The following is a 24,760-nucleotide window of genomic DNA, read 5'->3' as shown; positions in this document are numbered from 1 at the left end:
TATTCATGGAATGATAAAAATGGATGAAAACACCGTTGACAATTAAATAAGTTGACTGATATAATATTTTGCTTCGTTTGACAACCCCTCTCCATTTTGTTATAATGGACAAGGAAAGAGGTGGTAGTGGACAATGGCAAAAAATGCCCTACTGGATATAAAACGCAATTTGGAAGCTCATGTGGGCTCCAAGATTCGTCTGCGAGCAAATGGCGGTCGTCGTAAGACCGTTGAGCGCACCGGTGTGTTGGAAGAAACCTACCCTTCTGTTTTCATTGTTAAACTGGATCAGGAATCGCAGTCATTCAAGCGTGTTTCCTACAGTTATGCGGATATACTGACGGAGTCGGTGGAAGTGACCGTATGCAATGATGAAGGTCAAGTCCGAATTACCCAGACATAACATCAGATCTATAGATGCCGACAGGCTATACTAAACGCGGAGACGACAGTTCTTCGCGTTTTTTTTCATTTTATAAGCTGGAAGCGGTCAGTGGGAGCTCATGCGTATAGGGCTGCGGGGTTGTCGCATACTAAGGGGGCATAACCAATTCAGCAGCAAGGGAGGATCTCACGCATGAGCCGCAGAAGACGCAGTGTAATGTCCGAGGAGCTAAAGTATGAGCTGGCGAAGGATCTAGGTTTTTATGATACGGTGCAAAAGGAAGGCTGGGGCGGCATTCGCGCCAAAGACGCTGGCAACATGGTTAAGCGGGCGATCCAAATGGCTGAGCAAGCCGCAGCAAATGGAATCAATCGGCCTTAACCAGCCACTCGCAAAGCGAGGCAAAAACAGCAATAATCGGCTAAGAGTCGCCGCTCTTTATATAAGCGGCAGCACTCTTAGCTTTTCTTCTGCCCGTTTGCTATAATATTGGATAAGTTAATGATAGGAACGGGAGAGCTTAGGATGAAAATTTATGAAAAAGCTCCGGCTAAAATCAATTTATTGCTCGATGTGCTTCGCAAGCGTGAGGACGGCTTCCACGAGGTCGAGATGATTATGACGATGGTAGACCTTGCAGACCGCCTTGAAATGCAGGAGCTGCCGCGCGACACGATTATTATATCGAGCCAGGCCGGCTACATACCTTTAGATGAGAAAAACCTGGCGTTTCAGGCGGCACGTCTTATTAAAGACCGCTATGATGTGCGTAAAGGTGTATATATTCATTTGGACAAAAAGATTCCGGTAGCCGCTGGCCTTGCCGGCGGCAGCAGCGACGCTGCTGCCGCCCTTAGAGGGCTGAACAGGCTGTGGGAGCTGAACATTCCCGAGGAGGAGCTGTGCACGCTCGGAGCGGAGCTGGGCTCCGACGTCCCGTTCTGCGTAACGGGCGGTACTGCCATCGCTACCGGACGCGGCGAGCGGCTGGAGCCGATCGAAAGCCCGCCGCAATGCTGGGTCGTCCTTGCGAAGCCGCCAATCAATGTTTCCACCGCAGATGTATACGGCAAGTTTCGGGTAGCGGGCATCGGCCAGCATCCGTCTGCCGCTGACATGGTGTCAGCGATTCAGCGCGGCTCCTTCGCCGATGTGTGCGGGGGACTAGGCAATGTGCTGGAATCGGTAACGCTTGATCTGTACCCGGAGGTGCGCCAGCTCAAGGAGAGCATGATTCGCCTTGGAGCTGATGGCGTGTTAATGTCAGGCAGTGGACCTACAGTATTCGGGCTCGTTTCCAAAGAAGGAAAGCTCCCGCGCATATATAATGGGCTGCGTGGCTTTTGCAAGGAAGTTTACGTGGTAAGAATGCTAACATAAAAGTGACGTTTCCCTTGATTAAATCCGTATAAAAATGTTATATTAACATTATAATATTCGGATTTTAGCAGGGGGAGAATTCCTTGAAAAAGTTAAAACGCAGCGCAAGACTGGTAGAGATGACGCAATACCTGCTAAGTCGCCCACATACGTTAATCTCGCTAACAGCTTTTGCGGACCGCTATCAGTCAGCCAAATCATCCATTAGCGAGGATCTGGCGATCATTAAAGAAGTATTTGAAGAAGAGGGCATTGGTGAGCTTAACACCCTTGCGGGCGCCGCAGGCGGCGTAAAGTTCGCACCGAAGATGCATGCCTCTGATGCACTGGGCATTATGAATAATATTTGCCGTCAGCTGGAGCAGCCAGAACGGGTGCTCCCCGGCGGTTATTTGTATATGACGGACATGCTTGGCCAGCCTGAGCTGCTAGCCGATATTGGCCGCATGTTCGCGACCGCTTTTGCCGCGAGGAAGATTGATGTCATTATGACGGTAGAGACGAAGGGCATACCGCTCGCTTATGCGACAGCTGCTTGCCTGAACCTGCCTGTCGTTATCGTACGCCGTGATAATAAGGTGACGGAAGGCTCAGCGGTCAGCATCAATTACGTCTCTGGTTCGAATAAGCGGATTCAGACGATGTCGCTTGCAAGGCGCGCGCTTAAGGAACAGTCCCGCGTGCTGATTATTGATGACTTCATGAAAGCAGGCGGCACCATTCAAGGGATGATGGATCTGCTCTTTGAATTCAAGGCGACCGTTGCCGGCGTTGGCGTCTTTGTAGAATCGGGCGAGGTGGAGCTCGAGGAACGTTTATTAGAAGATTATGTGTCGTTAGCCAAGCTGACGGCCGTGGATTTGAAGACCAAGCAGACGACGGTCATTCCGGGCAATTATTTTCGCACGGAGTAATAACGATAATAACTAAAGAAGGGTTGGAATAAATGATGTCACAGCATTTAGAACCGAAGGTTATTGCAACAGATAAGGCTCCAGCCGCTATCGGACCTTATTCGCAAGCGATTCAGCTTGGAGGACTTCTTTTTACATCGGGACAAATTCCGCTTAATGCAGCTGGCGAGCTTGTGACGGGCGATATTACGGTGCAGGCGAACCAAGTATTTCGCAACCTGGAGGCTGTACTTGCCGAAGCGGGAGCAACCCTGCAAAATGTAGTGAAGGCAACCGTCTTTATGAAGGACATGAACCAGTTTGTGGCGATGAATGAAGTGTACGCTTCTTACTTTGGCGACCACAAACCAGCACGTTCAGCAGTAGAAGTGGCAAGGCTTCCGAAGGATGTGCTTGTCGAAATTGAAGTGATTGCAGCGATTCCTGTCGAATAGAGTCAGATAAAATTCAAATAGAAAATTTTTTTAAAAATATGCATGTTTTTTCCAAAATAGGAGAAGGAATTGGCACAAAAATGTGGAATATTACACCAAGTCCCAGATAGGCAAAGGTGGTGAACACAAGTGCAAATTACTGATGTAAGACTCCGCCGTGTCAATTCGGAAGGTCGCATGAAGGCTATTGCTTCCATCACGATTGACAACGAATTCGTCGTTCACGATATCCGTGTGATCGACGGAAACAATGGAATGTTTGTTGCAATGCCGAGCAAGCGTACCCCCGATGGAGAATTCCGAGATATCGCTCATCCGATTTCTTCGACCACTCGGGAGAAAATTCAAGCTGCTGTACTCGCTGAGTACGAGCGCGCTGCAACGGAAGAAGAAGTGGCCATTGAAGAGGGTGCTTAATAGCAGCTTCGTTAGAGGGCAAAAATCAGTATCTGCATGAGGGGATAAGGGGGCCAAGGGGGCTCCCTTTTCTTTTTGCCCAAGATGGGATATATTCTTGTAGATAGATCGATGCGGCAGACCGTATATATAATAGGACAACAAAGATTTAGAGCCTGGTAGAGAAAAGCCGCTTTCATGCATGAAGGCGCTTGTGCTTGCTGGACTTTTAATTTGGGAGGAATAGCAATTGAAAGTAATGGCGATTGTGCTTGCAGCAGGTCAAGGCAAGCGGATGAAATCCAAACGATATAAAGTGCTCCACCACGTATGCGGCAAGCCGATGGTAGGCCATGTGCTGGACACGGTGAAACAGGCAGCCAGCGAGCGGACGGTTGTCATCGTCGGCCATGGCGCGGAAACGGTTAAAGCTTATTTGGGCGAGCAGGCGGAATATGTGCTGCAGGAGCAGCAGCTCGGTACGGGCCATGCGGTACGCCAAGCTGAGGCGCTGATTGGCGCGGAAGATGGCAAAACGATCGTTATTTGCGGCGATACGCCGCTTGTGCGTGCAGAGACGATCCAGGCGATGCTGGCTTTGCAGCAGTCGAGCGGAGCGGCAGCAACGGTACTGACGGCTTCCTTCGCTGATCCGACTGGCTATGGCCGGATTATTCGCGGCGAGAGCGGCGAGGTAGAGAGAATCGTCGAGCAGAAGGACTGTACGCCAGAGGAGGCAGCGACGAAGGAAATCAACACGGGTACGTATGTGTTCGATAACCGCAAGCTGTTCGAGGCGCTTGCCAAGGTAACAAGCAATAATGCACAAGGCGAATTTTATTTGACCGATGTCATTGGCATTTTCCGCCAAGCAGGCGAATCTGTACAAGGCTATTGCACAGAAGATACAGCGGAAGCGATTGGCATCAATGACCGCGTGGCGCTTGCCGAGGCGGAAGGCTTGATGCGCGCACGTATTAACCGCAAGCATTTAATTGAAGGTGTTACGATTATAGATACAGCATCGACTTATATAGAAGCAGATGTGCAAATCGGTGCAGATACAGTGATATATCCAGGCACGGTGCTGCGCGGCTCTACAGTCATTGGCGAGGATTGCATCATTGGGCCTAATGCGGATATTCAGGATTCGGTCATTGGAGACGGCGTCAGCGTAAAATATTCAGTAATCGCCGAATCCGAAGTCGGCAATAAAAGCTCGGTTGGGCCATATGCGAATTTGCGTCCTGGCTCCAAGCTGGGCGAAGACTGCAAAATCGGCGATTTTGTCGAGCTGAAAAATGCTACGCTTGGCGACGGCAGCAAGGTATCGCATTTGAGCTATGTAGGCGATGCGATAGTAGGTAAAGACGTCAACATCGGCTGCGGCGCGATTACGGTCAATTACGACGGCTTCAATAAGTCGGTAACGGAAATCGGCGATGGCGCTTTTGTCGGCAGCAACGTCAATTTGATTGCTCCTGTGAAGATTGGCGACGGCGCTTTTGTCGTTGCTGGCTCGACGATTACGAAGGATGTGCCGGCAGGAGATCTTGCGGTTGCGCGCGCCCGTCAGGAGAATAAGGAAGGCTATGCCGAGAAGATTCGTACTCGTGCAAAAGCGAAGAAGGAAAAGAGCAAGAAGGACTAATTTTCTTAAAATATAGGAAAGGATAGGAAAGGATATAATTCTCCCATCCTTCCTTTATATTTCCCGGAATGAGACGCGCTGCGCCGCCAAAGGACGGCGATAGCCGTTTCATCTTGGGGAGCAGGGGTGGCAGTGTGCTCGTTGACGGTGTTTCACCGCGACACGGATGCTGCCTCTAAAGCGGCCTCAAAAAAGGCATCGCCGTTTATGCTTGTTTATTTTTTGGCTCATTAGGGTAAAGCTATATGGAATATCACTTTTCTAGGAGGTTTCCATGATGTCTAACTCGATGATTGCCGAAACAAGAACTGCTCTTACAAACGGTGAGCTGCGCTCCCTGAGACAGCGGGGCAAAGTGCCTGCCGTCGTATATGGCAAACAGCTGTCCCAATCCACATCTGTTTTGCTTGAAGAGAAAGAATTGCTGGCTTTGCTCCGTTCGCATCCAAAGGCCGTACTGGAACTGAATATTCCATCCCATGGCAAAAAGCCGGTTATGATAACGGATGTACAGCGTGATCCGGTATCGCGCCAAGTGCTGCATGTGGATTTTCATCAAATTAACATGAATGAAGAAGTGAAGACGCAGGTTCGCATCGACTTCCTCGGTGAAGCGAACGGGGTGAAGGAAGGCGGAATCTTGCAGGTAATGCTCCATGAGCTTGAGGTGCAGTGCTTGCCGGGCAGCATTCCGGATTCCATTGAGCTGAACGTGGCGGATTTGGAGATGGGCAGCAACCTGCTCGTCAGCGATATCGTGGTGCCAAGCGGTGTAGAAGTGAAGTCCGATCCCGAGCAGGTCGTTGTGACTGTGCTGGCTCCTCAGAAGGAACTTTCCGAAGAGGAAGCGGAGGAATCGGCAGCCGAGACGTTTGCTCACGAGATACGCTCCGAGGATGCGAAAGAGGTTGGCAGCAGCTCGTAGCTTGCAGGCTCCCAGCAGCTTGTCGCTCTTAGTTAGAAGCTCGTAGCTCTTAGGACAAGCGTGAACGGCAGCTTCTGATGGATCATTATTATAGGTGCAAAGAAACGTCCCCAAACGTTTCCATATATTTTCACACGATAAAAGCGGCTCCATGCATTTGCATGGGGCCGCTTTTTGTGTGCCTGATAAGCGAGTTTCCTTCAATCGTCAATCATCTATCTTCAATAGGATGGAAGCGCCTCTCGACGCTAGCCTTCTAATCTTGCGATGCGCGGCATCACGGCATGCTCAGGTGCTTTTTTCGAAAAAGGCTCCCGCCTTTAATTGGTCCACGAATTGCTGGAGCCAAGCGTAATACTGCACGGCATGCCGCAGCTTCTGCAAATCCTCCAGGCAGCGCATACGCTCCTCCTCGCTCGTCTTCATATCCAGAATCAGCTCGCTGAGCAGCGGAATAGTCGATTCGGCCGCTTCCGTCATGACATCCACTTCGTGCTGGAGCTTGGAGGTGAAAAAGTTTTGGAACGTTTTGAAAAAATCGGTCTCTGCCTGATACTGGTCCTGCCGCTCCCGTTTCTCCGGCAGTTTCATAATCATTTGCGACGACATTAACGAGCGCACCGCATAGCTCATATTGCTTTTGCTCATATTCATATGCGCCTTCATCTCGTCGAGCGTCATCGGTTTATCCTCGAAAAACATAATGCCATATAATTGTCCGAACGAATAATTCGCCCCATATAAATTCATCGTTTGCGCGATTGCGTCAATCATCGTTTGGCGCAAGGCAAGCCGCTGCGTCTCCTGCTCCTCCGTATGGTCTGGCATAACCATCCTCCATTTCTCCCGTCTGCCTCTTGCCCATATTATAGCGAATTCTTAAAAATCCAGCTTTATATTTGTATCTTTACAAGAAATTAAGCTGGTGATGACGATGCGTTAATAGTTCTGCGACATAATGAGTATACAATAAATTTTGAATTTATAGATTTTTATTTCGGTAAACGGGTCATTTGGTCGTTAATTAAATTTTTATTGAATGGAGAGTTTGAGTGTTGAAACGGACAGGATGGTTGAATGAGATAAAAGCAGTGCTGTTTACGCTGCCGGCGATGATTCCGATTACGGTGTTCTGGCTGGCGCCGCTGGCCTATGTCTTTTATCTGAGCTTCGTGGAATGGGATTTTATGAGTCCGGACAAGCTGTTCGTCGGCTTGGATAATTATGTGTATTTGCTGCAAAATCCCGCCTTCTACCAGTCGCTGAAGGTGACGCTGCTATTCTGTCTTGGCAGCGTGCTGCCTATTATGGCAGGCGGGCTGGGGCTGGCGCTGCTGCTCGGACGCTCGCTTAAGGGCTCGGCTCTGTACCGGACGCTCGTATTCGCGCCATGGGTAACGCCAACGGTTGCCGTTTCAATTGTATGGTCATGGATTTTAGAGCCTAAAGTGGGGCTTGGAAATACGATTTTAGGGGCAATTGGCCTTCCGGCCATTGGCTGGCTGCAAGATCCCAAATGGGCTTTGGTCGGAGTGCTGCTGGTGGGCATCTGGAAATCGGTCGGATGGGCGATGATCTTCTACATTGTAGCGCTGAGAAGCGTGCCGACAGATATGCTGGAGGCGGCCGGGCTCGATGGAGCGGGGGCAATTCAAAAATTTCTGCACGTAACGCTGCCGCTTATCTCGCCAACGACGTTCTTCCTGTTCGTTGTACAGACGATCGATGCGCTGCAAGCTTACGACTCCATTAATGTACTGACGCAAGGCGGTCCATCAGGCTCTACGCGTACGCTGCTTTATCTGTATTACCAATCGGCCTTCGAATCGTTCCAGGTTGGCGAAGCATCATCGATTTCCATCGTTATGATCGCAATCTGTGTTCTGTTGTCCGTGCTATCCTTCTCGGTCAGCCGCAAAATGGTGCATTACAACTAGCTAAGAGACTGCGACGAAATAAAGTACCGCTAATTTGTTGACAAGACTCCCAAAACCGTGGAGATTTGCTCAGCAAAAGTGGGTACTCATTCCTCGCAGCTCCTAAAAGGGAGGAATTTGGAGTTATGAAGGGTGTTTACCAGGCAGGGCTGGCGCTGCGGCATATTAGCCTGCTGGCTATTGCGCTCGCAATGGCATTTCCATTCTATTGGATGATGACGAGCGCGCTAAAGACAAATGATGAGATTTGGCAGTTTCCGCCGACATTATGGCCGGAGCTGCCGCTATGGAGCAATTATGTGGAGGCGTGGCTGGCAGCGCCGTTCGGTCAATATATAGCCAACAGCGTAATCGTTGCGGGCGCCATCGTTCTTTTGCAAATTATAAATTCAGCTATGATGGCTTATGCTTTGACCCATATGAAATTTCGGTTGAAAGGGTTTTTGACCGGCATCATTATGCTCGGTTACATGATTCCAAGCACAGCGGTGTATTTGCCCAGCTATATGATTTTGTCCAAGCTTTATTTGCTGGATTCATATGCGGGCCTGATTATATCAAACGCGGTCAGCGTCTTCTCGATTTTTCTCATCAGGCAGGCGTTTCTGCAAGTGTCGCATGAGATGGTGGAGGCAGGGCAAATTGATGGCGCGTCGCACAGCCGAATTTTATGGACAATTATGATGCCGCTGACCCGCGCCTCGTTCGTAGTACTGGCACTCATCACATTTATCTCTCAGTACAACAATTATTTTTGGCCGATGCTCATTACGAAAAATCCCGATCTCCAGCTCGTGTCGGCGGGACTGCGCAGCTTCTTCGTGGAAGGGGGTGCTTACGGGCTGAAATGGCCGCTCATTATGGCGGCAAGCTCTTTCACGATTATTCCGCTCTTGCTGCTGTTTCTGTTCGCCCAGCGGACGATTATGCAGAGTGTTAACTTATCTTCAGGCATTAAGGGGTAGGGTAGCTTTACGAAATCAACAATATAAATAGTGGAGGAATGGACCATGTTGAGAAAAATGAAATGGGCGGGAACGATGTCGCTCGCACTTGCAATGGTGACGCTTAGCGCATGTGGACAGACGGCAGGCACGCAGACGGGTGGAGCGAGCAGCAGCAGTGCGCCCCAACAATCGGCAGCAGCTTCAGAGGCGCCGAAAGCGCCGGTGCAGATCGAGTTTTGGTATGGCCTTGGCGGCAAGCTGGGCGAAAATGTGGAAGCACTCATTAAGAAATTCAATGAATCGCAAAGCGAAGTTATCGTTAAAGGCGTTGTGCAGGGGGATTACAGCGAAACGGAGCAAAAGCTTCAGGCCGCTATTGCCGCCAATCAGCCGCCAGCTGCGGTGCTAGCCTCCAATGTGGACTGGGCAGCTAAAGGGTATTTTGAACCGCTGGATGACTATATCGCGGCTGCTCCGGATTTTAAGAAAGAAGATTTTATTCAAACGTTTCTGGAGCAAGGGCAAGTAGCGGGCAAGCAGTATTTTATGCCGATGTATGGAACGACCCAAGTGATGTATTACCGTCTGGACACTTTCGAGAAAGCGGGAATTAAGGCAGAGGACATTAAGACTTGGGAAGACCTGGCTAAAGCGGCGGAAAAGATGTCTGTAAAGGATGGCGGCAAAACGACCTTTTATGGCTGGGAGCCGATGTGGGGCTCGGGCAATATGATTGATGCGGCACTTAGCAAAGGCGGCAAAATTTTAAGCGATGACGGCAAAACAGTCGTATTCGATTCGCCGGAATGGATTGAGACATGGGATTTATTCCGCAAATGGCTGCATGAAGATAAGACGATGGCGATTCACTCTGGTGGACAAGGCTGGGAATACTGGTACAAAACGATAGATGATGTCATGAAGGGCCAAGCAGCAGGCTACACGGGCTCCAGCGGCGACCAAGGCGATCTGGACTTCAGCATCGTTGGCGCAATGCAGCAGCCTGGCTGGGAAAGGGTAGGCGAAGGCAAGCCAGTCGCACAGGCCATTATGGCGGGCGTACCTGCCAAAGCGAAGGATGAGCAGAAGGAAGCGGCCTTTAAATGGCTGTCGTTCTTTACGAAAAGCGAAAATACAGCGGCTTGGTCGATGAACACAGGCTACATTGCTGTTCGTTTGTCCGCGCAGGATGATCCGGCTTTCAAGGCATTCAGCGACACAAATCCGCAAATCAAAATTCCTTTGCAGCAAGCTTCGCACGGCTCGAAGCCATTCCTTGATCCGACGGGCGGCAAAATCAACGATGCGCTGACTGTAGCCGCTGATCAGGTGCAAATCGAGAACATTTCGGCAGAGAAGGCGCTGAAGCAGGCGAAGGAAACCGCCCAGCGTGAGCTGGATAAAGCGTTGAAGGGCAAATAAGGGATGGCAGAACATTCAGCTCGTTCAGAAGCGCTACAAGCCCTACAAGATGGATTGGAGCAGGAACAGCAGCGAAACCAGAGACAAGCTCAAGGGAAGCAGCATACCGTTGCTGGCCTTAAGGTTGACGGCGGCAAGCCGTGCGGCGTTGAAGGCATTCTTTTTGATAAAGACGGAACGATTATTGATTTTGTCTCGATGTGGGGAAATTGGAGCGAGCTGCTGGCTAGCCGTTATACAGCGCGTCTCGCGGCTAAGGGCTTGCTGCTGCCGAAGGGGATTTTCCCCTCCCTCTGGGGAACCAGCCTTGATGCGTCGGGAAATGTATGCGCGTATGACCGCAATGGGCCGCTCGCGATGGGGACGATGAATGATCTGTATGCCATTGCAGCTTTGCAAGGCTATAAGCTTGGTTTATCCTGGGCCGAGTCGATGCAGCTAGTCAGGGAAAGCAAGGAAGAGGCTGATAGGGAGCTGAAAAGGCGCAAATCTGCTATCCCGCTTGCAGGCGTTATCCCTTTTATTGAACAGTGCAAGAAAGCGGGGCTGAAGCTCGGCATCGTCACGGCAGACGATACCGAAGCGGCGCGCGAGCATTTGGAGTGGATGGGGCTTCTGCCCCACTTCTCTGTCATCGTAGGAGCGGATCTTGTACCGCGCAGCAAGCCGTATCCCGATATGCTGGAGCTGGCTTGCCAGAAGCTTGGCGTTGCCCCGTCGTCGATTGCTATTATTGGCGATACCGATGGCGATATGCGAATGGGGCAGGCAGCAGGAGCGGCCTTATGTATTGGCATAGCCAATCAGGCCGCGAGCGTGCTTCCCTCGGCGGATGTCATCATTGCTTCCTATTCGCAGCTTGCTGTGGAGGAAACTCATACTGAAGGGTGAGTAAACATTGGGTTATCTATGGCTGGCACTGGCGATTGTGCTGGAATTGTCAGGAACAATATCTATGAAACTATCGGCGAGCTTTACGCGTGTCGTTCCGTCGATTGCTATGTTTATTTTTTATGGAAGCAGCTTTACGTGCCTGAACTTCGCCCTGCGTTATATGCATGTAAGCGTTGCGTATGCGGTATGGTCAGGCATAGGCATTACGCTGATTACAGGAGCGGGCTATATTTGGTTCGGCGAGCGAATCCCGCTTTCGGCCCTGCTATGGGTCGGAGTTATCGTTATCGGGGTAGTTGGGCTGAATATGAGCATTAGCGCGCATGGCGCAGCCGTTAGAGGGAATTAACGGAGTTGGAGCGGCGAAGCGGCTAAGGCTAAGGGAGTAAAATTAGCAACATTAGTAAAAGCAGCATAGGCGGCAGCATCAGCAAAGGAGTTTTAATCATGAAGAAGGTTAGTTTGTGGTGTGAAAAAGAGACGGTGCCTGGCCTCGGCGAGCCGCTGATGTTTTTTCAGGTCATTACGGATACTCATGTAACGGTTGACCCGAGCCATGTGCATAATCAGCATTTTGAGCGGGCGCTGCTGGATATTCAAGAACTGGCGGCTGCCTCGGGCAGCGCTGGCATTATGCATGCCGGAGATATTACGGATCATGGAGATGAAGCGGAATATGCGCAGTTTTCAGCGATTGTCGAGCGTGTGAAGCGGCAGGGCGAGCTTCCGCCTATGCTGTATACGATCGGCAACCATGATACTTGGAAGGATTGGGAGCAAGGGCAGGAGCTCGGCAGCTTCAAGCATTATACAGGGATGACTGCTGTTTATTATGACCGCTGGATAGGCGGCAGCCATTTTATTTTTCTAGGTTCTGAGCTCCAGACGGCTAAAAATGCGGAGCTGTCCAGTACGCAGCTAGCGTGGCTTGGAGAGAAGCTGGAGGAGCATCGCGGGGATTCGCGTCCCGTGTTCCTATTTCTTCATCAGCCGCTGAAAGATACAGTTGCCGGCTCGCTGGAGGAGCAGGAGTGGTACGGTGTTAATCAGGACGAAGAGCTGCGCGCGGTGCTAGCCGGCTGGCCGCAGGTAATATTATTCACCGGGCACACCCACTGGGAACTGGATGCGCCGCATACGGTGTTTGATGGGCAAGGCGAGATCGCAACCATGTTCAACGCAGCATCCGTCGCTTATTTGTGGACGGATGAGGATGCGCATAAGGCCGGCAGCCAAGGCTATTATATAGAAGTATACGAGCAGGGCGTACGTGTCCGGGGCCGTGATTTTGTGGCGCGCCAGTGGATGGAAGCCCAGGACTATTTTGTGCATAACGGTTATGCGGGTGAAAAAGGAAGCTAGCTCTGCCATTTCACGTCTTCAATATTGTTCCAAACGATTGCGCCTGTCTTATTGATGTAGGCTTTCATAGCGGGCGTCTTCATTTTAGCATTTTCGCGGAGCTCGACGACAGCCAGCTCTCCCCGGAATGGCTCGGCATAGCTATATGCAGCCGCAGGTTTGATCGCATAAGCACCTTGCTGATTGATATAACCAAAGGATGAGCCTGCTTGAACAGGGGCTAGTCCGTTTGAGAAAGGGCCGCTGGAACTCACGTTCATGGTAGCTCTTTTTCCTTGTTTATCGACGAAAAAGGATTTGCCATTGCGTTCAACGTAGGCAAGGCCCTCTGAGAAAGGCTGAACAGCGGTGTAATTGGGCTCAAACAGAAACTCGCCGCTCTTGTTAATAAAACCGTAGGTGTCCTCAGAAGACACGCGTGCGGCGCCATCCGTAAACGAATCGGCATAATTATAGCGCGCAGGAATAACTAGCTTTCCGGTTTTATCAATAAATCCGTATTTGATTGATATGCCATCCTTGCTTTTTTTCAAATATCCGACTACGGCCATGCCATCTGAAAAGTTGGCTGAACTGCTGAACTGATAAGGAATGACGAGCTCGCCCGCTGTATTAATGTAGCCGCTGCCTTTGCCCATCGTCACGATGGCGAGCCCTTCGGAAAATTCACGGGCTTTATGAAAAATCGGCTCGGTTATCTTTTCACCCTTGGCATTCAAATAGCCATACCTCTTCTGCAGCTTTCCATCTGCGCCTTCAATTTTCTCAGTGTAGATGACCCGCTCGTTCTGCATAATGCCAACGCAGCGTTCCTGAGGGCATTCAAACAGCTTCGTTCCTTCTGCCGAAAAATAGATGATTTTCTTCTGTTTATTGTCAGTGACTTGGACTGGCTCATTCGGTTTAAAGGAAAAGGAACGTGAACCGCCGTCGTATACGGGCTCAATGACGATTTTCCCGGTTTGATTGATGTAGCCGTATTTGCCATCCTTCTTGATTAAATACAAATAATTGCGGGCTTCAGCCGCTGGTTTCGTCTCCTTTTGCGAGACTGTGCCATCCGCACTGCTGGCAGAAACCGTGCCTGTAATCAGGCTGGTGATGATAGCAAACATCCATAATGTACGAAATAATCGCATATTCCTATTTCCTCTCTTATAGCTGGTATGGTTGAATATGGAATGGTTATTTTCCATGTTTTATGGACGTTATTGGGAAGGGTTAGGTTGCAGTAGTAGGGAAGTCTGATTTTGTATGAGTAGTTTATTCATCAGAAAAGGTTCCAACTGGCTTTGGCAATCAGGGCGCGAGAATCTTTAAAAAGCTCGCCATAAAAGCTTTTTGAAATTGGAGGAGAAACCATAATGAGCTACGATCTGATGGTATTTGAACCGGCGAAAGTCCTGATCAACAAAGAGGAGTATATGGTTTGGTATGGCGAGCAGATGAAATGGTCGGAGGGGTGTGATTATTCGGACATCACGGTGAGATCGGACAGCCTGCAAAAATTTTATGCTGAGTTTGTTGAAATGTTTCCTCGCATTAGGTGAAGAACTATGTCTCTAAATTACTATAGCTTATATAGTAATCCCCGCAATCTTTAATGCAACTCGATACATATGTTTTTGTTTCTTTCTGCTTTTACTAACCTTACACAATTTAGGAAATTTCATAGATCCTTTCTACTATAATCAATTTTTATTTTTGAACCGATATCAATTTTTTAGTATAGTAATTTACTTCCAATAGATATTGCTATATGATAATTGAGAAAGTAAAAAAATAGAATTGGTGGTGTAATGTGAGAAAATATTTAAAACTAGCTCTCTCATTAGCAATTTTTCTATTATTCATGATTCCATCTGTTGTGAGTGCCGATCAAATTACTCCTAAGGCGGAGTTGCCAGAGTACTATCCAGGATCTAATGTTATTATTAAAACAGGTGACGTGTTGTATTCCTCCAAAACATTTGGGTCATCTACAGCATTTGTTGGACATGTCGCGATTGTCGCATCAGATATGAGGGTGTACCATGTAAATCCTGCAGATGATGGAGCAGGATCAGGAGGAAAAGCCGATGCTCTGTATAACTACTTTGGTAGACATGGCAAAGGAGAAACAATTAGAGTATACCGAGCTGCACATGGTAGTAAAGCAGCAGCTTGGGCAAAAGATAATTATAATAAAGTAACGACTTATAGTATTCCGGTATTTAGTTGGAATGACTTCAAATTAGGAACTATTAACCCTAACTATTGCTCAAAATTTATTTGGCAAGCTTTTTATTATGGAAATAGTAATACAGATTATATTATTGGTTATTATACTCCTAGTAAAGAAGCTTATGTAACACCAGCTCAAATTATTGACAGTTCTGATCTAACATACGCTGGATCATTTAAAACTCCATAAAAGTTCGTTTTTATATTATGAGCAACTATAGTCAAGATGATATCGGATTAAAAAAGGTGTTTAATACTACAAGATTTTTATCGGAAAAGTTATTAATGTGTACTTGTTAGCTGAAACTTATACTTTAGATTAAAAAGAGGCTTCCAGATTTATGATCTGAGAGCCTCTTTTATTAATATCTAATTAACTTTTTTGATAAAAATACTTGTTTAAAATAAAATTCTTGAAAATAATAATTAATATTTCTGGTATCAGAACAACGAATATGAATAACGCAATAATAAACGGCAATGATGATGTAAAAATTGCATATCCTTGATCTCCCTTTGACTGTTCTATCAGTAATAACCACATAGGTACTGATATGACCCACATTAGAAGGGTAGAGGTAATTAAATACCACACATTACTCCACAATATACAAAATAAAACTGTAACAAGTACAGGAATAATCCATGTTTCTAGTGTTTGCTTTATGCTTAGTATTACAAAAACTACGATAGGATAAAGAAGTGTTACTATTATTTGACTTTTTTTGTTGTACAACAAGCCCAATTCAATGCACTCCTTTTTACGAATATTTCCTTTTGTTAATTATAACATACAATATTCATTCATACTATATTTATGCCGTGCTAGTGATTCTGATGGCGTGATATAAAATAGAAGAAGGATAGTTTGTTAGATGGCGAGCGTATCAGTAAATTAGAACGTTTTTTCACGTGGAACATTTTTCATAAAAGAGGGGCACAGCATTATCGATAATTTCGGCCATCTGCTGCAATATATTGCCCGCAATGAAGGAAAATAAGGTAAAATGGAGAACATAACAATCGATAAGGATCGAGACAGCAAGGAGTGAAAGACCGCTATGAAATGGATTGTGGGACTCGGCAACCCTGGATCGCAATATCAGGGGACGAGGCACAACGTTGGATTTATGGTTATAGATGAGCTTGCACGGCGTTGGGGCATCCAAGTGACGCAAAGCAAATGCAAGGCGCTGATTGGCGAGGGCAATGTAAATGGAACGAAGGTTGTGCTGATCAAGCCGATGACGTATATGAATTTATCAGGAGAATCGGTGCGTTCGTTCATCGATTATTTTAAGTCCGATGTGACCGAAGGGCTCGTCGTTTACGATGATCTCGATACGGAGGTTGGGCGTATCCGTCTTCGTTTCCAAGGCGGGCCAGGCGGGCATAACGGTATTAAATCGCTGATTGCGCATTTGGGCACGCAGACATTTGACCGGATTCGCATGGGGATTACACGTCCGCAGCCCGGCGGCAACATTGCCGACTATGTGCTGTCCAATTTTCCAAAAAGCGAGCAGGAGCAGCTAAAAACGATGATTGATCAAGCCTGCGATGCGGCGGAGTTCTCGCTGAAAGCGTCGTTCGAGGAAACGATGGCGAAGTTTAATCGCTAGCTTGGGATAACAGGCTAGGCTGTTCATGCCGTGATGCTGCTTTTTGAGCACACCTCTAGAAAAAATGCGTAAAATAGGGTAAAGCCGGGCATACTGAAGGGTATAACGATTCTTCAGGAGGCATACATATGGCTGTAAACTATATTTGCAAACACTGCCGTACGCCTATAGGGACAATTGCAGGCGGGGACGGAATTACCGAGCAGCAGCTGGGGTTCGATTTCTTGACCCTTGAAGAGCGCAGCGATATAATTACGTATGACCAGCACGGAGACGTGACGGTTAAGGTGATTTGCGATTATTGCCGGGAAGCGCTGGAGGCGAATCCCGAGCTGAACTTGATCGCGAGCCCGTTGCAATAGTTGAAGGTGGCTTGGAAGTAGTTGGAAAGGTTTAGCTCACAAGTATAGTAAGGCCTTGGCGGCTGGCTGAGGCTTCTTTTCGATGATAGCGATTCATACATGCAAAGCGCTGAGCTCACCTTTTTAGGTGGGCGGTTTTGCTTGAAATTAATTTAAGAGTTTATAAGTGGTCTGTTTATAGAAATGGGGTGCCGAGACGATTGAAAGCGTTAATACAGGCTTTTGCGGCTGATCCGGATGTGCAGTCCATAATAGCCGGAATCCGTTCAGGAATGCGCGAGCAGATGGTATCAGGGCTTGCTGGCTCATCCAGACAAGTGCTGATGGCCGCAGTGAAAGAAGAGATAGACCGTCCGATGCTAGTCGTGACACATAATATGTTTTCAGCGCAGAAAATCGCAGAGGATCTTCAGGAATGCTTCTCATCGGATACTGTGCTGCTCTATCCCGCCAATGAGCTTGTAGCTGCCGAATCGGCGATCTCGAGTCCTGAGACGCTGGCACAGCGAATGGACGTGCTGATCAAGCTGTCCGAGGGCTTCCGCGGGATTGTTGTCGTCCCCTTTTCCGGTGTGCGGCGCTATTTGCCTGTACGCGGCGTTATGGCAGAAGCAAAAATTACGATTAGTGTAGGCGATGTTCTTCCGATAGACAGCTTCCTAAGAAAAATGACGGGACTTGGCTATGTTCGCGTAGATCGCGTTGAATCCCGTGGTGAAATGAGCGTTCGCGGGGGAATCGTCGATTTTTACCCGTTGACTGAAGCTTCCGCTTACCGGATTGAGTGGTTCGGCGATGATGTCGATTCCATTCGGACGTTTGATGCGGCTGACCAGCGGTCGCAGGATAACATTCAGACGTATACGGTTCCGCCTTGCCAGGAGATTGTTGCGAGCGCAGAGCGCTTTGCATCAGCAGCCAGCCATGCGGCAGCCTTGCTGGAGCAGCAGCTTGGCAAAATGTCCGACCGTACGGCGAAGGAGCGCCTTCGTTCGGAAATCGGCAGCGAGCTGGAGAAGCTGCGCGAGCATATGTATTTCACCGATATTTATAAATATATTTCCCTGCTGTATCCGGAGCGCCAGACCATTATGGACTATATGCCGGAAGATACGCTGCTCATTATGGATGAGCCTACCCGCCTGATCGAAACGGCGAAGCAATTGGAGCGCGATGAAGCGGAATGGGCGACCCATTTGCTGCAAAATGGAAAATCGCTTCCAGGCTTTGAGCTTGCGTGCAAGTCGGAGGAAGTTTTGTATGGTAAGCGGTTTCCTACGTTGTTCTTATCGCTGTTTTTAAGGCAAATTCCGCATTCGCAGCCGCAAAACATCCTTAATATGACGAGCCGGGCGATGCAAAACTTCCACGGGCAAATGAACGTGCTCAAGGCAGAGATGGATCGCTGGCGGAAAATTGGGGCCAATGTGCTCATGCTGGCCGGAAATGCAGAGCGGATGGAGCGCATGCGCCGCGTGCTGTTCGATTACAATATTGAGCCGCCTACGCTGCTGGAAGGCAATCTGCAGTCAGGCTTTGAGCTGCCCTCCTCGCATTTGGTCGTCATTACAGAAGGAGAAATGTTCTCCCAGAAGCAGCGCAAGGCGCGCCGTATCGACAAGAAGATAGACAACGCCGAGCGAATCAAGAGCTACACCGAGCTGAAGGTTGGCGACTATGTCGTGCATCAGAACCACGGCATCGGCAAATATGTCGGCATCGGCACGCTGGAAATTGCGGGCATTCATAAAGACTATTTGCACATCGTATATGCAGGCGGAGATAAGCTGTCTGTACCGATTGAACAAGTCGATATGATTCAGAAATATGTGGGCAATGAGGAAAAAGAGCCGAAGATCAATAAGCTGGGCGGCAGCGAGTGGACGAGAGCGAAAAGCAAGGTGCAGTCGTCGGTTAAGGACATTGCCGATGACTTGATCAAGCTGTATGCGCAGCGTCAATCAGCCCCGGGCTTCGCCTTTGGACAGGATACCGCTTACCAGAACGAGTTTGAGGAAATGTTCCCTTACGATGAGACGCGGGATCAGCTGCGGGCTATCGAGGAAATCAAGCGGGATATGGAGAAGCCGATGCCGATGGATCGTTTGCTGTGCGGCGATGTTGGCTATGGCAAGACGGAGGTTGCCGTGCGGGCAGCTTTTAAGGCGGCTATTGAGGGCAAGCAGGTTGCTATTCTCGTGCCGACTACCATTCTTGCACAGCAGCACTATGAGACGTTCCGAGAGCGTTTCTCGGGGTATCCGTTTAATATTCAAGTGCTGAGCCGTTTCCGCTCCCGTAAGGAGCAAAACGATACGATGAAGGGTCTCAAAGCCGGTACCGTCGATGTCGTCATTGGCACACACAGGCTGCTGTCGCAGGACATTGTGTTCAAGGATTTGGGCCTGCTGATTGTCGATGAAGAGCAGCGGTTCGGCGTATCGCATAAAGAGAAGCTCAAGAAGCTGAAAAATAACGTCGATGTGCTGACGCTGACGGCAACGCCAATTCCGCGCACCCTTCATATGTCGATGCTGGGCGTTCGCGATTTATCGGTTATCGAGACGCCGCCGGAAAACCGTTTCCCGGTACAGACCTATGTGGTCGAATACAACACTGCGCTTGTCAGAGAGTCGATTGAGCGTGAATTGGCCCGTGGCGGCCAAGTCTACTACTTGTACAATCGCGTTCAGGGAATTTACCAGATGGCGGAGCTGATTTCGGAGCTTGTGCCGGATGCGAAGGTAGCGGTCGGGCATGGGCAAATGTCGGAGCAGGAGCTGGAGAAGACGATACTCGATTTTCTCGATGGCGAATCCGATGTGCTTGTCAGCACTAGCATTATTGAGACGGGCGTTGATATTCCGAACGTCAATACGCTTATTGTCCATGATTCGGATAAAATGGGCTTGTCCCAGCTTTATCAGCTGAGGGGACGGGTTGGCCGCTCCAATCGGATCGCCTACGCATATTTCACCTATCAGCGCGATAAAGTGCTGACGGAGGTTGCCGAGAAACGCCTGCAATCCATTAAAGAGTTTACAGAGCTTGGCTCCGGCTTCAAAATCGCGATGCGCGACCTTGCGATTCGCGGTGCCGGCAACTTGCTGGGTGCCGAGCAGCATGGTTTTATTGCGTCGGTCGGCTTTGACTTGTACTCGCAAATGCTTGCCGATGAGATTGGCAAGCGCAAAGCGGAGCTCGATGGCGCCCCTGTGCAGGAAAGCAGAATCGTCAGCACGCTCATTGATGTCAGCGTAGATGCCTACCTGCCATCCGATTATATTTATGATAGCATTCAGAAGATTGAGATTTACAAGAAGGTGGCTTCCGTACGCTCCTTCGATGAGGCGGATGATCTGACCGAGGAAATTATCGACCGTTTCGGCAATCTGCCGCAGGCGGTAGATAATTTGATGACGGTGGCCAAATTGAAGGTGTATGGCGCGATGTATGGCATTGAGCAGATTAGCCAGCGCAATGATGAACTCGTCGTTCGATTTGCTTCCGCCGAGAAGAAGCGGATCGATAGAAAGCAGGTCGACAAGCTGTGCCTGCATTTTGAAAATCGTTTCCACCAAGGCAGCTCGCTGGAGGACAATCCGGTCGTTACCCTTCGAGGCAAGGGACTGGATATGGATCAGCGCCTGCTGCTGCTTGAACAGTTTTTGAAGCGTTACGCGGATGCCCGCATTGTGAAGGAGGAGCTGCAGGACACAGCTCCTTGATTTTCTGTAAATTCGCAATAGGGCCCACATATCTGTTACAATACAATCAACTTTATGATTTGAGAGGAGATTTCTTAATGTTGCACAACACACGCAAATCGGCATGGCGCAGATTGGCTCTGCTTGTAGTCGCGGCAGTGCTGGTCATGACGGTTCTGGCGGCTTGCGGCTCGAAGAAAGAAGAAGGAAACGGTACCTCGTTCAGCGGTACAAGCGAAGGGGCGACTGTTGCTACTTATAAGGACAATGGCAAAGTAACAGAGGCTGAATTCAACAAGTATTTGGCGGTATTTAATTTCCTGCAGCCAGGGTATGAGTCCGTAACGGCTCTGCCACAGTTCCAGGAGCAATTGCTGCAGCAGTACATTGCTTACAAAATTTTGGCGGCTCAAGCAAGCGAAGAAACGGTGAAACAGGCTACTACAGATACGGACAAGCAGTATGCGGATTTTGAAGCGGCACTGGAGCAGCAAGCCGAGTTGAAAACGCAGCTGGAAGCAAAAAAAATCACGAACAGCGATGTAAAAGCCTACATGAAGCTGATGCTGGTTGTCGTGGATCACATGAAATCCAAAGTGACTGACGAAGAGCTTAAGAAAGAGTTCGAAACGAATATTGCCAAATATTCGACCGTAACCCTTCGTCATATTCTTATTGCTACTTCCGAGACGGATGCGGAAACGCAAGAAACGAAGGAACTGCGCACGAAAGCAGAAGCGCTGAAAATTGCCAAAGAAGTAAAAGCGAAGCTGGATGAGGGCGGCGACTGGGCGGCTCTTGCTAAGGTCTATTCGGACGACCCGGGCTCCAAAGAAGCTGGCGGCCAATATGCAAATGCGAAGCCAGGCGACTGGGTTGAAAACTTCAAAAATGCAGCTATGACGCAAAAAATCGGCGTAATTGGCGAGCCCGTAGAAACCGAATATGGCTATCATGTCATTTTGGTTGAGAAACGCGATGAGCTGACTTACGACAAGCTTGATGCTACAACGAAAGAAGCAGTAGAGAGCGCTGTAGCTTACGCCCATATGAGCACTTTCATGAGCGAAGATATGAAAAATCAAGAAGTGAAAATTACGCTGCCTGAGCAATCTCCTGCCCCAGGTGCAGAGCAATCCCCGGCAGCAAGCGATGATGCGAAAGCAACTGATGATGCTGCGGCATCGCAAGCACCGGCTTCGCCTAGCGCGTCGGTAGAACCGTCCGCATCGCCTGCGGCGAAGTAATAAACGCCTATCGCGCATGCATGCGATAAGCTTATAGGATACGCAAAAATCCCCATGTCCAGCTAATGAGCTGGCGGCATGGGGATTTTTGCTGTGCCTGCTTGGCGCACGCGTCGTTCAGCCATGCGAGAAGCGCTGGCGGTATTGGCGCGGCGAGAGCCCCTCATAACGCGAGAAGCAGGAGGTGAAATAGGCAGGCTGATTGAAGCCGACCTCCTCGGCAATGCGGGCGACTGCAAGGTCCGTTTGAAGCAGAAGCAGCTTGGCCTGCTCCAAGCGGAAGCGCATTAAATAATCGAAGGGCGCGCAGCCGAACTCTTTTTGCATGCATCTCGCAATGTAAACAGAATGAAAGTTAACGGCCTCGCTTAGCTCCTGTGCGGTTATATGATCACGGTAGTGCTCGCGCAAATACGAGGCGGCTTGCTCAGCGCACTGCGCGGAGGGAGAAGGCCCAGTTACCTCCAAGGAGGCGGAAAGCTGCCCCATAATTTCCTGGAAAGCGAGCTGCTGCTTCCACTTGACGCCGGGAATATGGTCATTCGTATTCAACTGCACAAGCTGCCGCAGCAGGCTGTCCATGCGGGAAGGCTGGAGCAGCTTCGCAAATTGCGGGAGTTGTTTTGTAAAGGTTGGCATCGTGTAATAATTATTGTTTTGTATACGCTCAAGGCTGCCGCCGCCAGCCTGCTGATCAGCGAGCCTTTCTGAAATGCTCCATGCTCCAGTTGTCTGGAAATGAATCCAGTAGTAAGCCGTAGTTTCTTGGCATGCCAGCGTCGCATAATGGTAAGCATCCGGTCGCAATATGAGCGCATGACCAGCTTGCACCTCATATTCCCGCTCCTCTTCACCGATATAAAGGCAGCCTTTCGTCACGACTAGCAGATCGAACACGCCAATATTTCTTCTGCTCGGGTGTCTGCGTCCTGCCGGGGCGATGGAGAGGCCGCCTATAATGTAATGGGGAAGCGGGGGAATCGTCAAATGAATCATCGTCATGTGGCCGTGCTTCCTCCTTGCTTTGAAGTTTGTATTTTAATAGTTTCGGTTTTGAAAATGATACATCATGCTCAGTATAGCATCTATAATTTGAAATGACGAATGATACAAGAGCAACGGTAGAGCGAGCAAGGCTGGCTCCAGAGGGAGATAGGAAAATGGCAGTAACGAATAAAAAATTTTCGCTGTGGCTGCTGGCATGGCCGATTTTTATTGAACTATTTTTACAATTTTTGCTAGGTGCGGCAGATACGCTGATGGTAAGCCGGATTTCCGATCAGGCGGTTGCCGTTGTCGGCTTCTCCAATCAGCTGTTTCAGGCGCTCACGACGCTGTTTATTACAGTGGCGAGCGGAGCCGGCATTCTCATTGCCCAAAAGCTGGGCTCTCGCAAAAGCGAGGAAGCACGGACGATTGCGATAATGGCGGTCAGTGTGAGCGGCATAATTGGGGTTGGGCTGAGCATCGTACTGTATACGATGCCGGGGCAAATTGCTTCGCTGCTCAAGCTGCCAGAGCATTTAATGCCGCTTGCTGAAACTTATATTTCCATCGTAGGCGGGGGCATGATGCTCATTTCCTTGATGGCGGCGCTTAGTACGGCGATTCGCAACACCGGCAATACAAAGGGACCGATGTATACAGCTATTGGCATGAACATTGTACATGTGGTTCTCAACTATGCCTTTATTTTTGGCGCCTTCGGCTTCCCGGAATGGGGGCTGAAAGGGGTAGCGATATCGACGGTCATCTGTCGTTTGCTCGCCGTCACGGTGCTGTTTGTTATGTTCATGCATGCCTTTGAACGTACGATCCGGATTCGCGATCTTGCAAAATTCAGCCGCAAGCTGTTTGGCGATGTGCTGCGAATTGGTTGGCCGCTTGGCGTCAATATGTCCTGCTGGGTGTTTACACAGCTGCTTATTTATACTTTTTTGGCGATGCTCGGCACGAATGAGCTGGCAGCCCGAACGTATTTAAATACACTGGAATCGTTTTGCTTTATGCTGGGCTATTCCATTGCTTTGGCTGTGCAAATTCAAATTGCCCATTTGTATGGAGCGGGAAAAATTAAAGAAGCTTATGGCATAGCGTATCGCGCCATGTGGATCGGGCTTGCCATCGTTACGGTCAATGCCACGCTTATTTTCTTATTCGGCAAGCAGCTGCTCGGTTTATTTACGCAAAATCATGAAATCATAGCGCTGGGCGTCTCGCTGCTAGGACTTAACTTAATCTTGCAGCCAGGCAAAATGGTCAATATGGCGATGGGGAATGCGCTAAACGCAGTCGGTGACACAAGGTTTACGATGTGGAGCTCGCTAATCTCCATGTGGCTCATTGCAACGGGGCTGGCCTACTGGGTCGGCATCGAGATGGGCTGGGGTCTGCTCGGCATTTATGCCTGCATGATTTTGGATGAGTACATTCGGGGCACACTTGCTCTGCTGCGCTGGCGGGGTAGGAAATTTCTGCTCAAAGCTGAGCGGCAGCATGAACTGGAGCATAAGGCTGCACAAGGTTTAGCAGCGGGTTCGGGTGCGCTTGCTAAGTCATGACGGGTTCAGAGCTTTGAAGTGCCGTTCAAGATTAAGCGATGATAAAGGCAGACGCAACAAAAGGAAGTCGTATCAATAGACAAAAGATAGAGCAGCTATGCGCTAAGCGGCGCATAGCTGCTTTTTTTGTGCTTGAGAACAAGAGCAGCGAATGATCAAGAGGCATAGCGCTACGTAAAAGCAGGCTGGAAGTCTAATTTAATGTTAGATAAAATAACCTAAATATAAAGGGAGAGTGATGAACTGTGCAAATGAGGCGCTGGAATCATCTTTTTACTGAATAATTATGTCATAAAAACAAGTTTTTTGTCGAATGGAATAGAATAAGAAAAAGTTGTGTTAGATATATTGACATGAGATAAATTGCCAATCTATAATGAACCTGCGAACG

At 49.0% G+C, this 24,760-nt stretch carries 24 protein-coding genes; 21 read left to right on the top strand and 3 right to left on the bottom strand.

The features are described 5' to 3' along the window. The first annotated feature begins 133 nt into the window (after positions 1–133). The 8 genes from veg to BBD42_RS08815 all read left to right on the top strand — a co-directional run bounded on the left by veg (position 134) and on the right by BBD42_RS08815 (position 6,085). The gene (gene veg, locus BBD42_RS08850; RefSeq protein ID WP_056034935.1) at positions 134–403 is read left to right on the top strand and encodes a biofilm formation stimulator Veg; all 270 of its coding nucleotides are present in this window, start codon (positions 134–136) and stop codon (positions 401–403) included. A gap of 174 nt (positions 404–577) precedes the next feature. Then, entirely contained in the window at positions 578–766 is a 189-nt protein-coding gene (locus tag BBD42_RS08845) for a small, acid-soluble spore protein, alpha/beta type (RefSeq protein ID WP_056034932.1), read from the top strand. Between the two features lie 144 nt (positions 767–910). Next, positions 911–1,765: a 4-(cytidine 5'-diphospho)-2-C-methyl-D-erythritol kinase gene (gene ispE / locus BBD42_RS08840; protein ID WP_099517848.1), complete on the top strand. Its 855-nt coding sequence runs from the start codon at positions 911–913 to the stop codon at positions 1,763–1,765. A gap of 83 nt (positions 1,766–1,848) precedes the next feature. Next, complete coding sequence (purR, locus tag BBD42_RS08835) at positions 1,849–2,679, top strand: pur operon repressor (protein WP_099517847.1); 831 nt, start codon at positions 1,849–1,851, stop codon at positions 2,677–2,679. 35 nt (positions 2,680–2,714) lie between these two features. Further along, positions 2,715–3,113: a RidA family protein gene (locus tag BBD42_RS08830; RefSeq protein ID WP_099521529.1), complete on the top strand. Its 399-nt coding sequence runs from the start codon at positions 2,715–2,717 to the stop codon at positions 3,111–3,113. Between the two features lie 129 nt (positions 3,114–3,242). Further along, positions 3,243–3,530 carry a septation regulator SpoVG gene (gene spoVG, locus BBD42_RS08825; protein WP_020620824.1) on the top strand — a complete coding sequence of 96 codons (288 nt, stop codon included), beginning with the start codon at positions 3,243–3,245 and terminating at the stop codon, positions 3,528–3,530. 229 nt (positions 3,531–3,759) lie between these two features. Continuing rightward, on the top strand, positions 3,760–5,160 hold the full coding sequence (gene glmU / locus BBD42_RS08820; RefSeq protein ID WP_099517846.1) for a bifunctional UDP-N-acetylglucosamine diphosphorylase/glucosamine-1-phosphate N-acetyltransferase GlmU: 1,401 nt from the start codon (positions 3,760–3,762) through the stop codon (positions 5,158–5,160). A 274-nt stretch (positions 5,161–5,434) separates the two neighbouring features. Beyond that, positions 5,435–6,085 (top strand): 50S ribosomal protein L25, encoded by a 651-nt coding sequence (locus tag BBD42_RS08815; protein WP_237163423.1) that lies wholly within the window; start codon positions 5,435–5,437, stop codon positions 6,083–6,085. A 288-nt stretch (positions 6,086–6,373) separates the two neighbouring features. Here the strand turns inward: BBD42_RS08815 and BBD42_RS08810 are convergent, their stop codons facing one another. Further along, positions 6,374–6,913, bottom strand: a complete 540-nt coding sequence (locus BBD42_RS08810; protein WP_099521528.1) for a GbsR/MarR family transcriptional regulator — start codon at positions 6,911–6,913, stop codon at positions 6,374–6,376. Between the two features lie 284 nt (positions 6,914–7,197). Here BBD42_RS08810 and BBD42_RS08805 point away from each other — a divergent pair, with 284 nt between their 5' ends. From BBD42_RS08805 to BBD42_RS08780, 6 genes are all read left to right on the top strand, one after another. After that, entirely contained in the window at positions 7,198–8,022 is an 825-nt protein-coding gene (locus BBD42_RS08805) for a carbohydrate ABC transporter permease (RefSeq protein ID WP_056034991.1), read from the top strand. Positions 8,023–8,147: 125 nt separating this feature from the next. After that, the gene (locus BBD42_RS08800; protein ID WP_099517844.1) at positions 8,148–8,987 is read left to right on the top strand and encodes a carbohydrate ABC transporter permease; all 840 of its coding nucleotides are present in this window, start codon (positions 8,148–8,150) and stop codon (positions 8,985–8,987) included. 45 nt (positions 8,988–9,032) lie between these two features. Then, positions 9,033–10,391, top strand: a complete 1,359-nt coding sequence (locus BBD42_RS08795) for an ABC transporter substrate-binding protein (RefSeq protein ID WP_099517843.1) — start codon at positions 9,033–9,035, stop codon at positions 10,389–10,391. A gap of 3 nt (positions 10,392–10,394) precedes the next feature. Next, positions 10,395–11,282: an HAD family hydrolase gene (locus BBD42_RS08790; protein ID WP_099517842.1), complete on the top strand. Its 888-nt coding sequence runs from the start codon at positions 10,395–10,397 to the stop codon at positions 11,280–11,282. Between the two features lie 7 nt (positions 11,283–11,289). Beyond that, positions 11,290–11,634: a DMT family transporter gene (locus tag BBD42_RS08785; RefSeq protein ID WP_046234480.1), complete on the top strand. Its 345-nt coding sequence runs from the start codon at positions 11,290–11,292 to the stop codon at positions 11,632–11,634. Positions 11,635–11,732: 98 nt separating this feature from the next. After that, on the top strand, positions 11,733–12,647 hold the full coding sequence (locus BBD42_RS08780; RefSeq protein WP_099517841.1) for a metallophosphoesterase family protein: 915 nt from the start codon (positions 11,733–11,735) through the stop codon (positions 12,645–12,647). Here BBD42_RS08780 and BBD42_RS08775 read toward each other — a convergent pair. Then, positions 12,644–13,786: a WG repeat-containing protein gene (locus BBD42_RS08775; RefSeq protein WP_172455434.1), complete on the bottom strand. Its 1,143-nt coding sequence runs from the start codon at positions 13,784–13,786 to the stop codon at positions 12,644–12,646. The genes BBD42_RS08780 and BBD42_RS08775 overlap by 4 nt on opposite strands. 225 nt (positions 13,787–14,011) lie before the next feature. Here BBD42_RS08775 and BBD42_RS08770 point away from each other — a divergent pair, with 225 nt between their 5' ends. From BBD42_RS08770 to BBD42_RS08740, 6 genes are all read left to right on the top strand, one after another. Beyond that, positions 14,012–14,197 carry a hypothetical protein gene (locus BBD42_RS08770; protein WP_099517839.1) on the top strand — a complete coding sequence of 62 codons (186 nt, stop codon included), beginning with the start codon at positions 14,012–14,014 and terminating at the stop codon, positions 14,195–14,197. Positions 14,198–14,448: 251 nt separating this feature from the next. Beyond that, positions 14,449–15,060 carry a hypothetical protein gene (locus BBD42_RS08765; protein WP_237163422.1) on the top strand — a complete coding sequence of 204 codons (612 nt, stop codon included), beginning with the start codon at positions 14,449–14,451 and terminating at the stop codon, positions 15,058–15,060. Between the two features lie 871 nt (positions 15,061–15,931). After that, the gene (gene pth, locus BBD42_RS08755) at positions 15,932–16,492 is read left to right on the top strand and encodes an aminoacyl-tRNA hydrolase (RefSeq protein ID WP_056034903.1); all 561 of its coding nucleotides are present in this window, start codon (positions 15,932–15,934) and stop codon (positions 16,490–16,492) included. A gap of 128 nt (positions 16,493–16,620) precedes the next feature. Further along, complete coding sequence (gene fin / locus BBD42_RS08750) at positions 16,621–16,854, top strand: anti-sigma-F factor Fin (protein ID WP_056034901.1); 234 nt, start codon at positions 16,621–16,623, stop codon at positions 16,852–16,854. A 200-nt stretch (positions 16,855–17,054) separates the two neighbouring features. Continuing rightward, entirely contained in the window at positions 17,055–20,582 is a 3,528-nt protein-coding gene (mfd, locus tag BBD42_RS08745) for a transcription-repair coupling factor (protein ID WP_099517837.1), read from the top strand. Between the two features lie 77 nt (positions 20,583–20,659). After that, positions 20,660–21,808 (top strand): peptidylprolyl isomerase, encoded by a 1,149-nt coding sequence (locus BBD42_RS08740; protein ID WP_099517836.1) that lies wholly within the window; start codon positions 20,660–20,662, stop codon positions 21,806–21,808. Between the two features lie 117 nt (positions 21,809–21,925). Here BBD42_RS08740 and BBD42_RS08735 read toward each other — a convergent pair whose 3' ends face one another. Then, positions 21,926–22,810, bottom strand: coding sequence for an AraC family transcriptional regulator (locus BBD42_RS08735; protein ID WP_099517835.1), 885 nt, complete (start codon positions 22,808–22,810; stop codon positions 21,926–21,928). 158 nt (positions 22,811–22,968) lie between these two features. On the opposite strand from BBD42_RS08735, the gene BBD42_RS08730 reads away from it, so the two are divergent. Next, positions 22,969–24,369, top strand: a complete 1,401-nt coding sequence (locus BBD42_RS08730; RefSeq protein WP_099517834.1) for an MATE family efflux transporter — start codon at positions 22,969–22,971, stop codon at positions 24,367–24,369. Positions 24,370–24,760 lie beyond the last annotated feature (391 nt).

This window comes from Paenibacillus sp. BIHB 4019 (genome assembly GCF_002741035.1).
In the GTDB taxonomy this organism is placed as follows: Bacteria; Bacillota; Bacilli; order Paenibacillales; family Paenibacillaceae; genus Pristimantibacillus.
This window is presented reverse-complemented; position numbering and strand designations above follow the sequence as displayed.

Bases quoted from the DNA above. Each gene is read 5' to 3' on its own strand.
- BBD42_RS08740 (WP_099517836.1), top strand. From the start codon at position 20,660: ATGTTGCACAACACACGCAAATCGGCATGGCGCAGATTGGCTCTGCTT.
- BBD42_RS08735 (WP_099517835.1), bottom strand. From the start codon at position 22,810: ATGACGATGATTCATTTGACGATTCCCCCGCTTCCCCATTACATTATA.
- BBD42_RS08810 (WP_099521528.1), bottom strand. From the start codon at position 6,913: ATGCCAGACCATACGGAGGAGCAGGAGACGCAGCGGCTTGCCTTGCGC.
- BBD42_RS08770 (WP_099517839.1), top strand. From the start codon at position 14,012: ATGAGCTACGATCTGATGGTATTTGAACCGGCGAAAGTCCTGATCAAC.
- BBD42_RS08800 (WP_099517844.1), top strand. From the start codon at position 8,148: ATGAAGGGTGTTTACCAGGCAGGGCTGGCGCTGCGGCATATTAGCCTG.
- ispE (WP_099517848.1), top strand. From the start codon at position 911: ATGAAAATTTATGAAAAAGCTCCGGCTAAAATCAATTTATTGCTCGAT.
- BBD42_RS08775 (WP_172455434.1), bottom strand. From the start codon at position 13,786: ATGCGATTATTTCGTACATTATGGATGTTTGCTATCATCACCAGCCTG.
- BBD42_RS08845 (WP_056034932.1), top strand. From the start codon at position 578: ATGAGCCGCAGAAGACGCAGTGTAATGTCCGAGGAGCTAAAGTATGAG.
- BBD42_RS08790 (WP_099517842.1), top strand. From the start codon at position 10,395: ATGGCAGAACATTCAGCTCGTTCAGAAGCGCTACAAGCCCTACAAGAT.
- pth (WP_056034903.1), top strand. From the start codon at position 15,932: ATGAAATGGATTGTGGGACTCGGCAACCCTGGATCGCAATATCAGGGG.
- BBD42_RS08730 (WP_099517834.1), top strand. From the start codon at position 22,969: ATGGCAGTAACGAATAAAAAATTTTCGCTGTGGCTGCTGGCATGGCCG.
- veg (WP_056034935.1), top strand. From the start codon at position 134: ATGGCAAAAAATGCCCTACTGGATATAAAACGCAATTTGGAAGCTCAT.
- BBD42_RS08805 (WP_056034991.1), top strand. From the start codon at position 7,198: ATGATTCCGATTACGGTGTTCTGGCTGGCGCCGCTGGCCTATGTCTTT.
- BBD42_RS08780 (WP_099517841.1), top strand. From the start codon at position 11,733: ATGAAGAAGGTTAGTTTGTGGTGTGAAAAAGAGACGGTGCCTGGCCTC.
- BBD42_RS08815 (WP_237163423.1), top strand. From the start codon at position 5,435: ATGATGTCTAACTCGATGATTGCCGAAACAAGAACTGCTCTTACAAAC.
- BBD42_RS08795 (WP_099517843.1), top strand. From the start codon at position 9,033: ATGTTGAGAAAAATGAAATGGGCGGGAACGATGTCGCTCGCACTTGCA.
- BBD42_RS08830 (WP_099521529.1), top strand. From the start codon at position 2,715: ATGTCACAGCATTTAGAACCGAAGGTTATTGCAACAGATAAGGCTCCA.
- fin (WP_056034901.1), top strand. From the start codon at position 16,621: ATGGCTGTAAACTATATTTGCAAACACTGCCGTACGCCTATAGGGACA.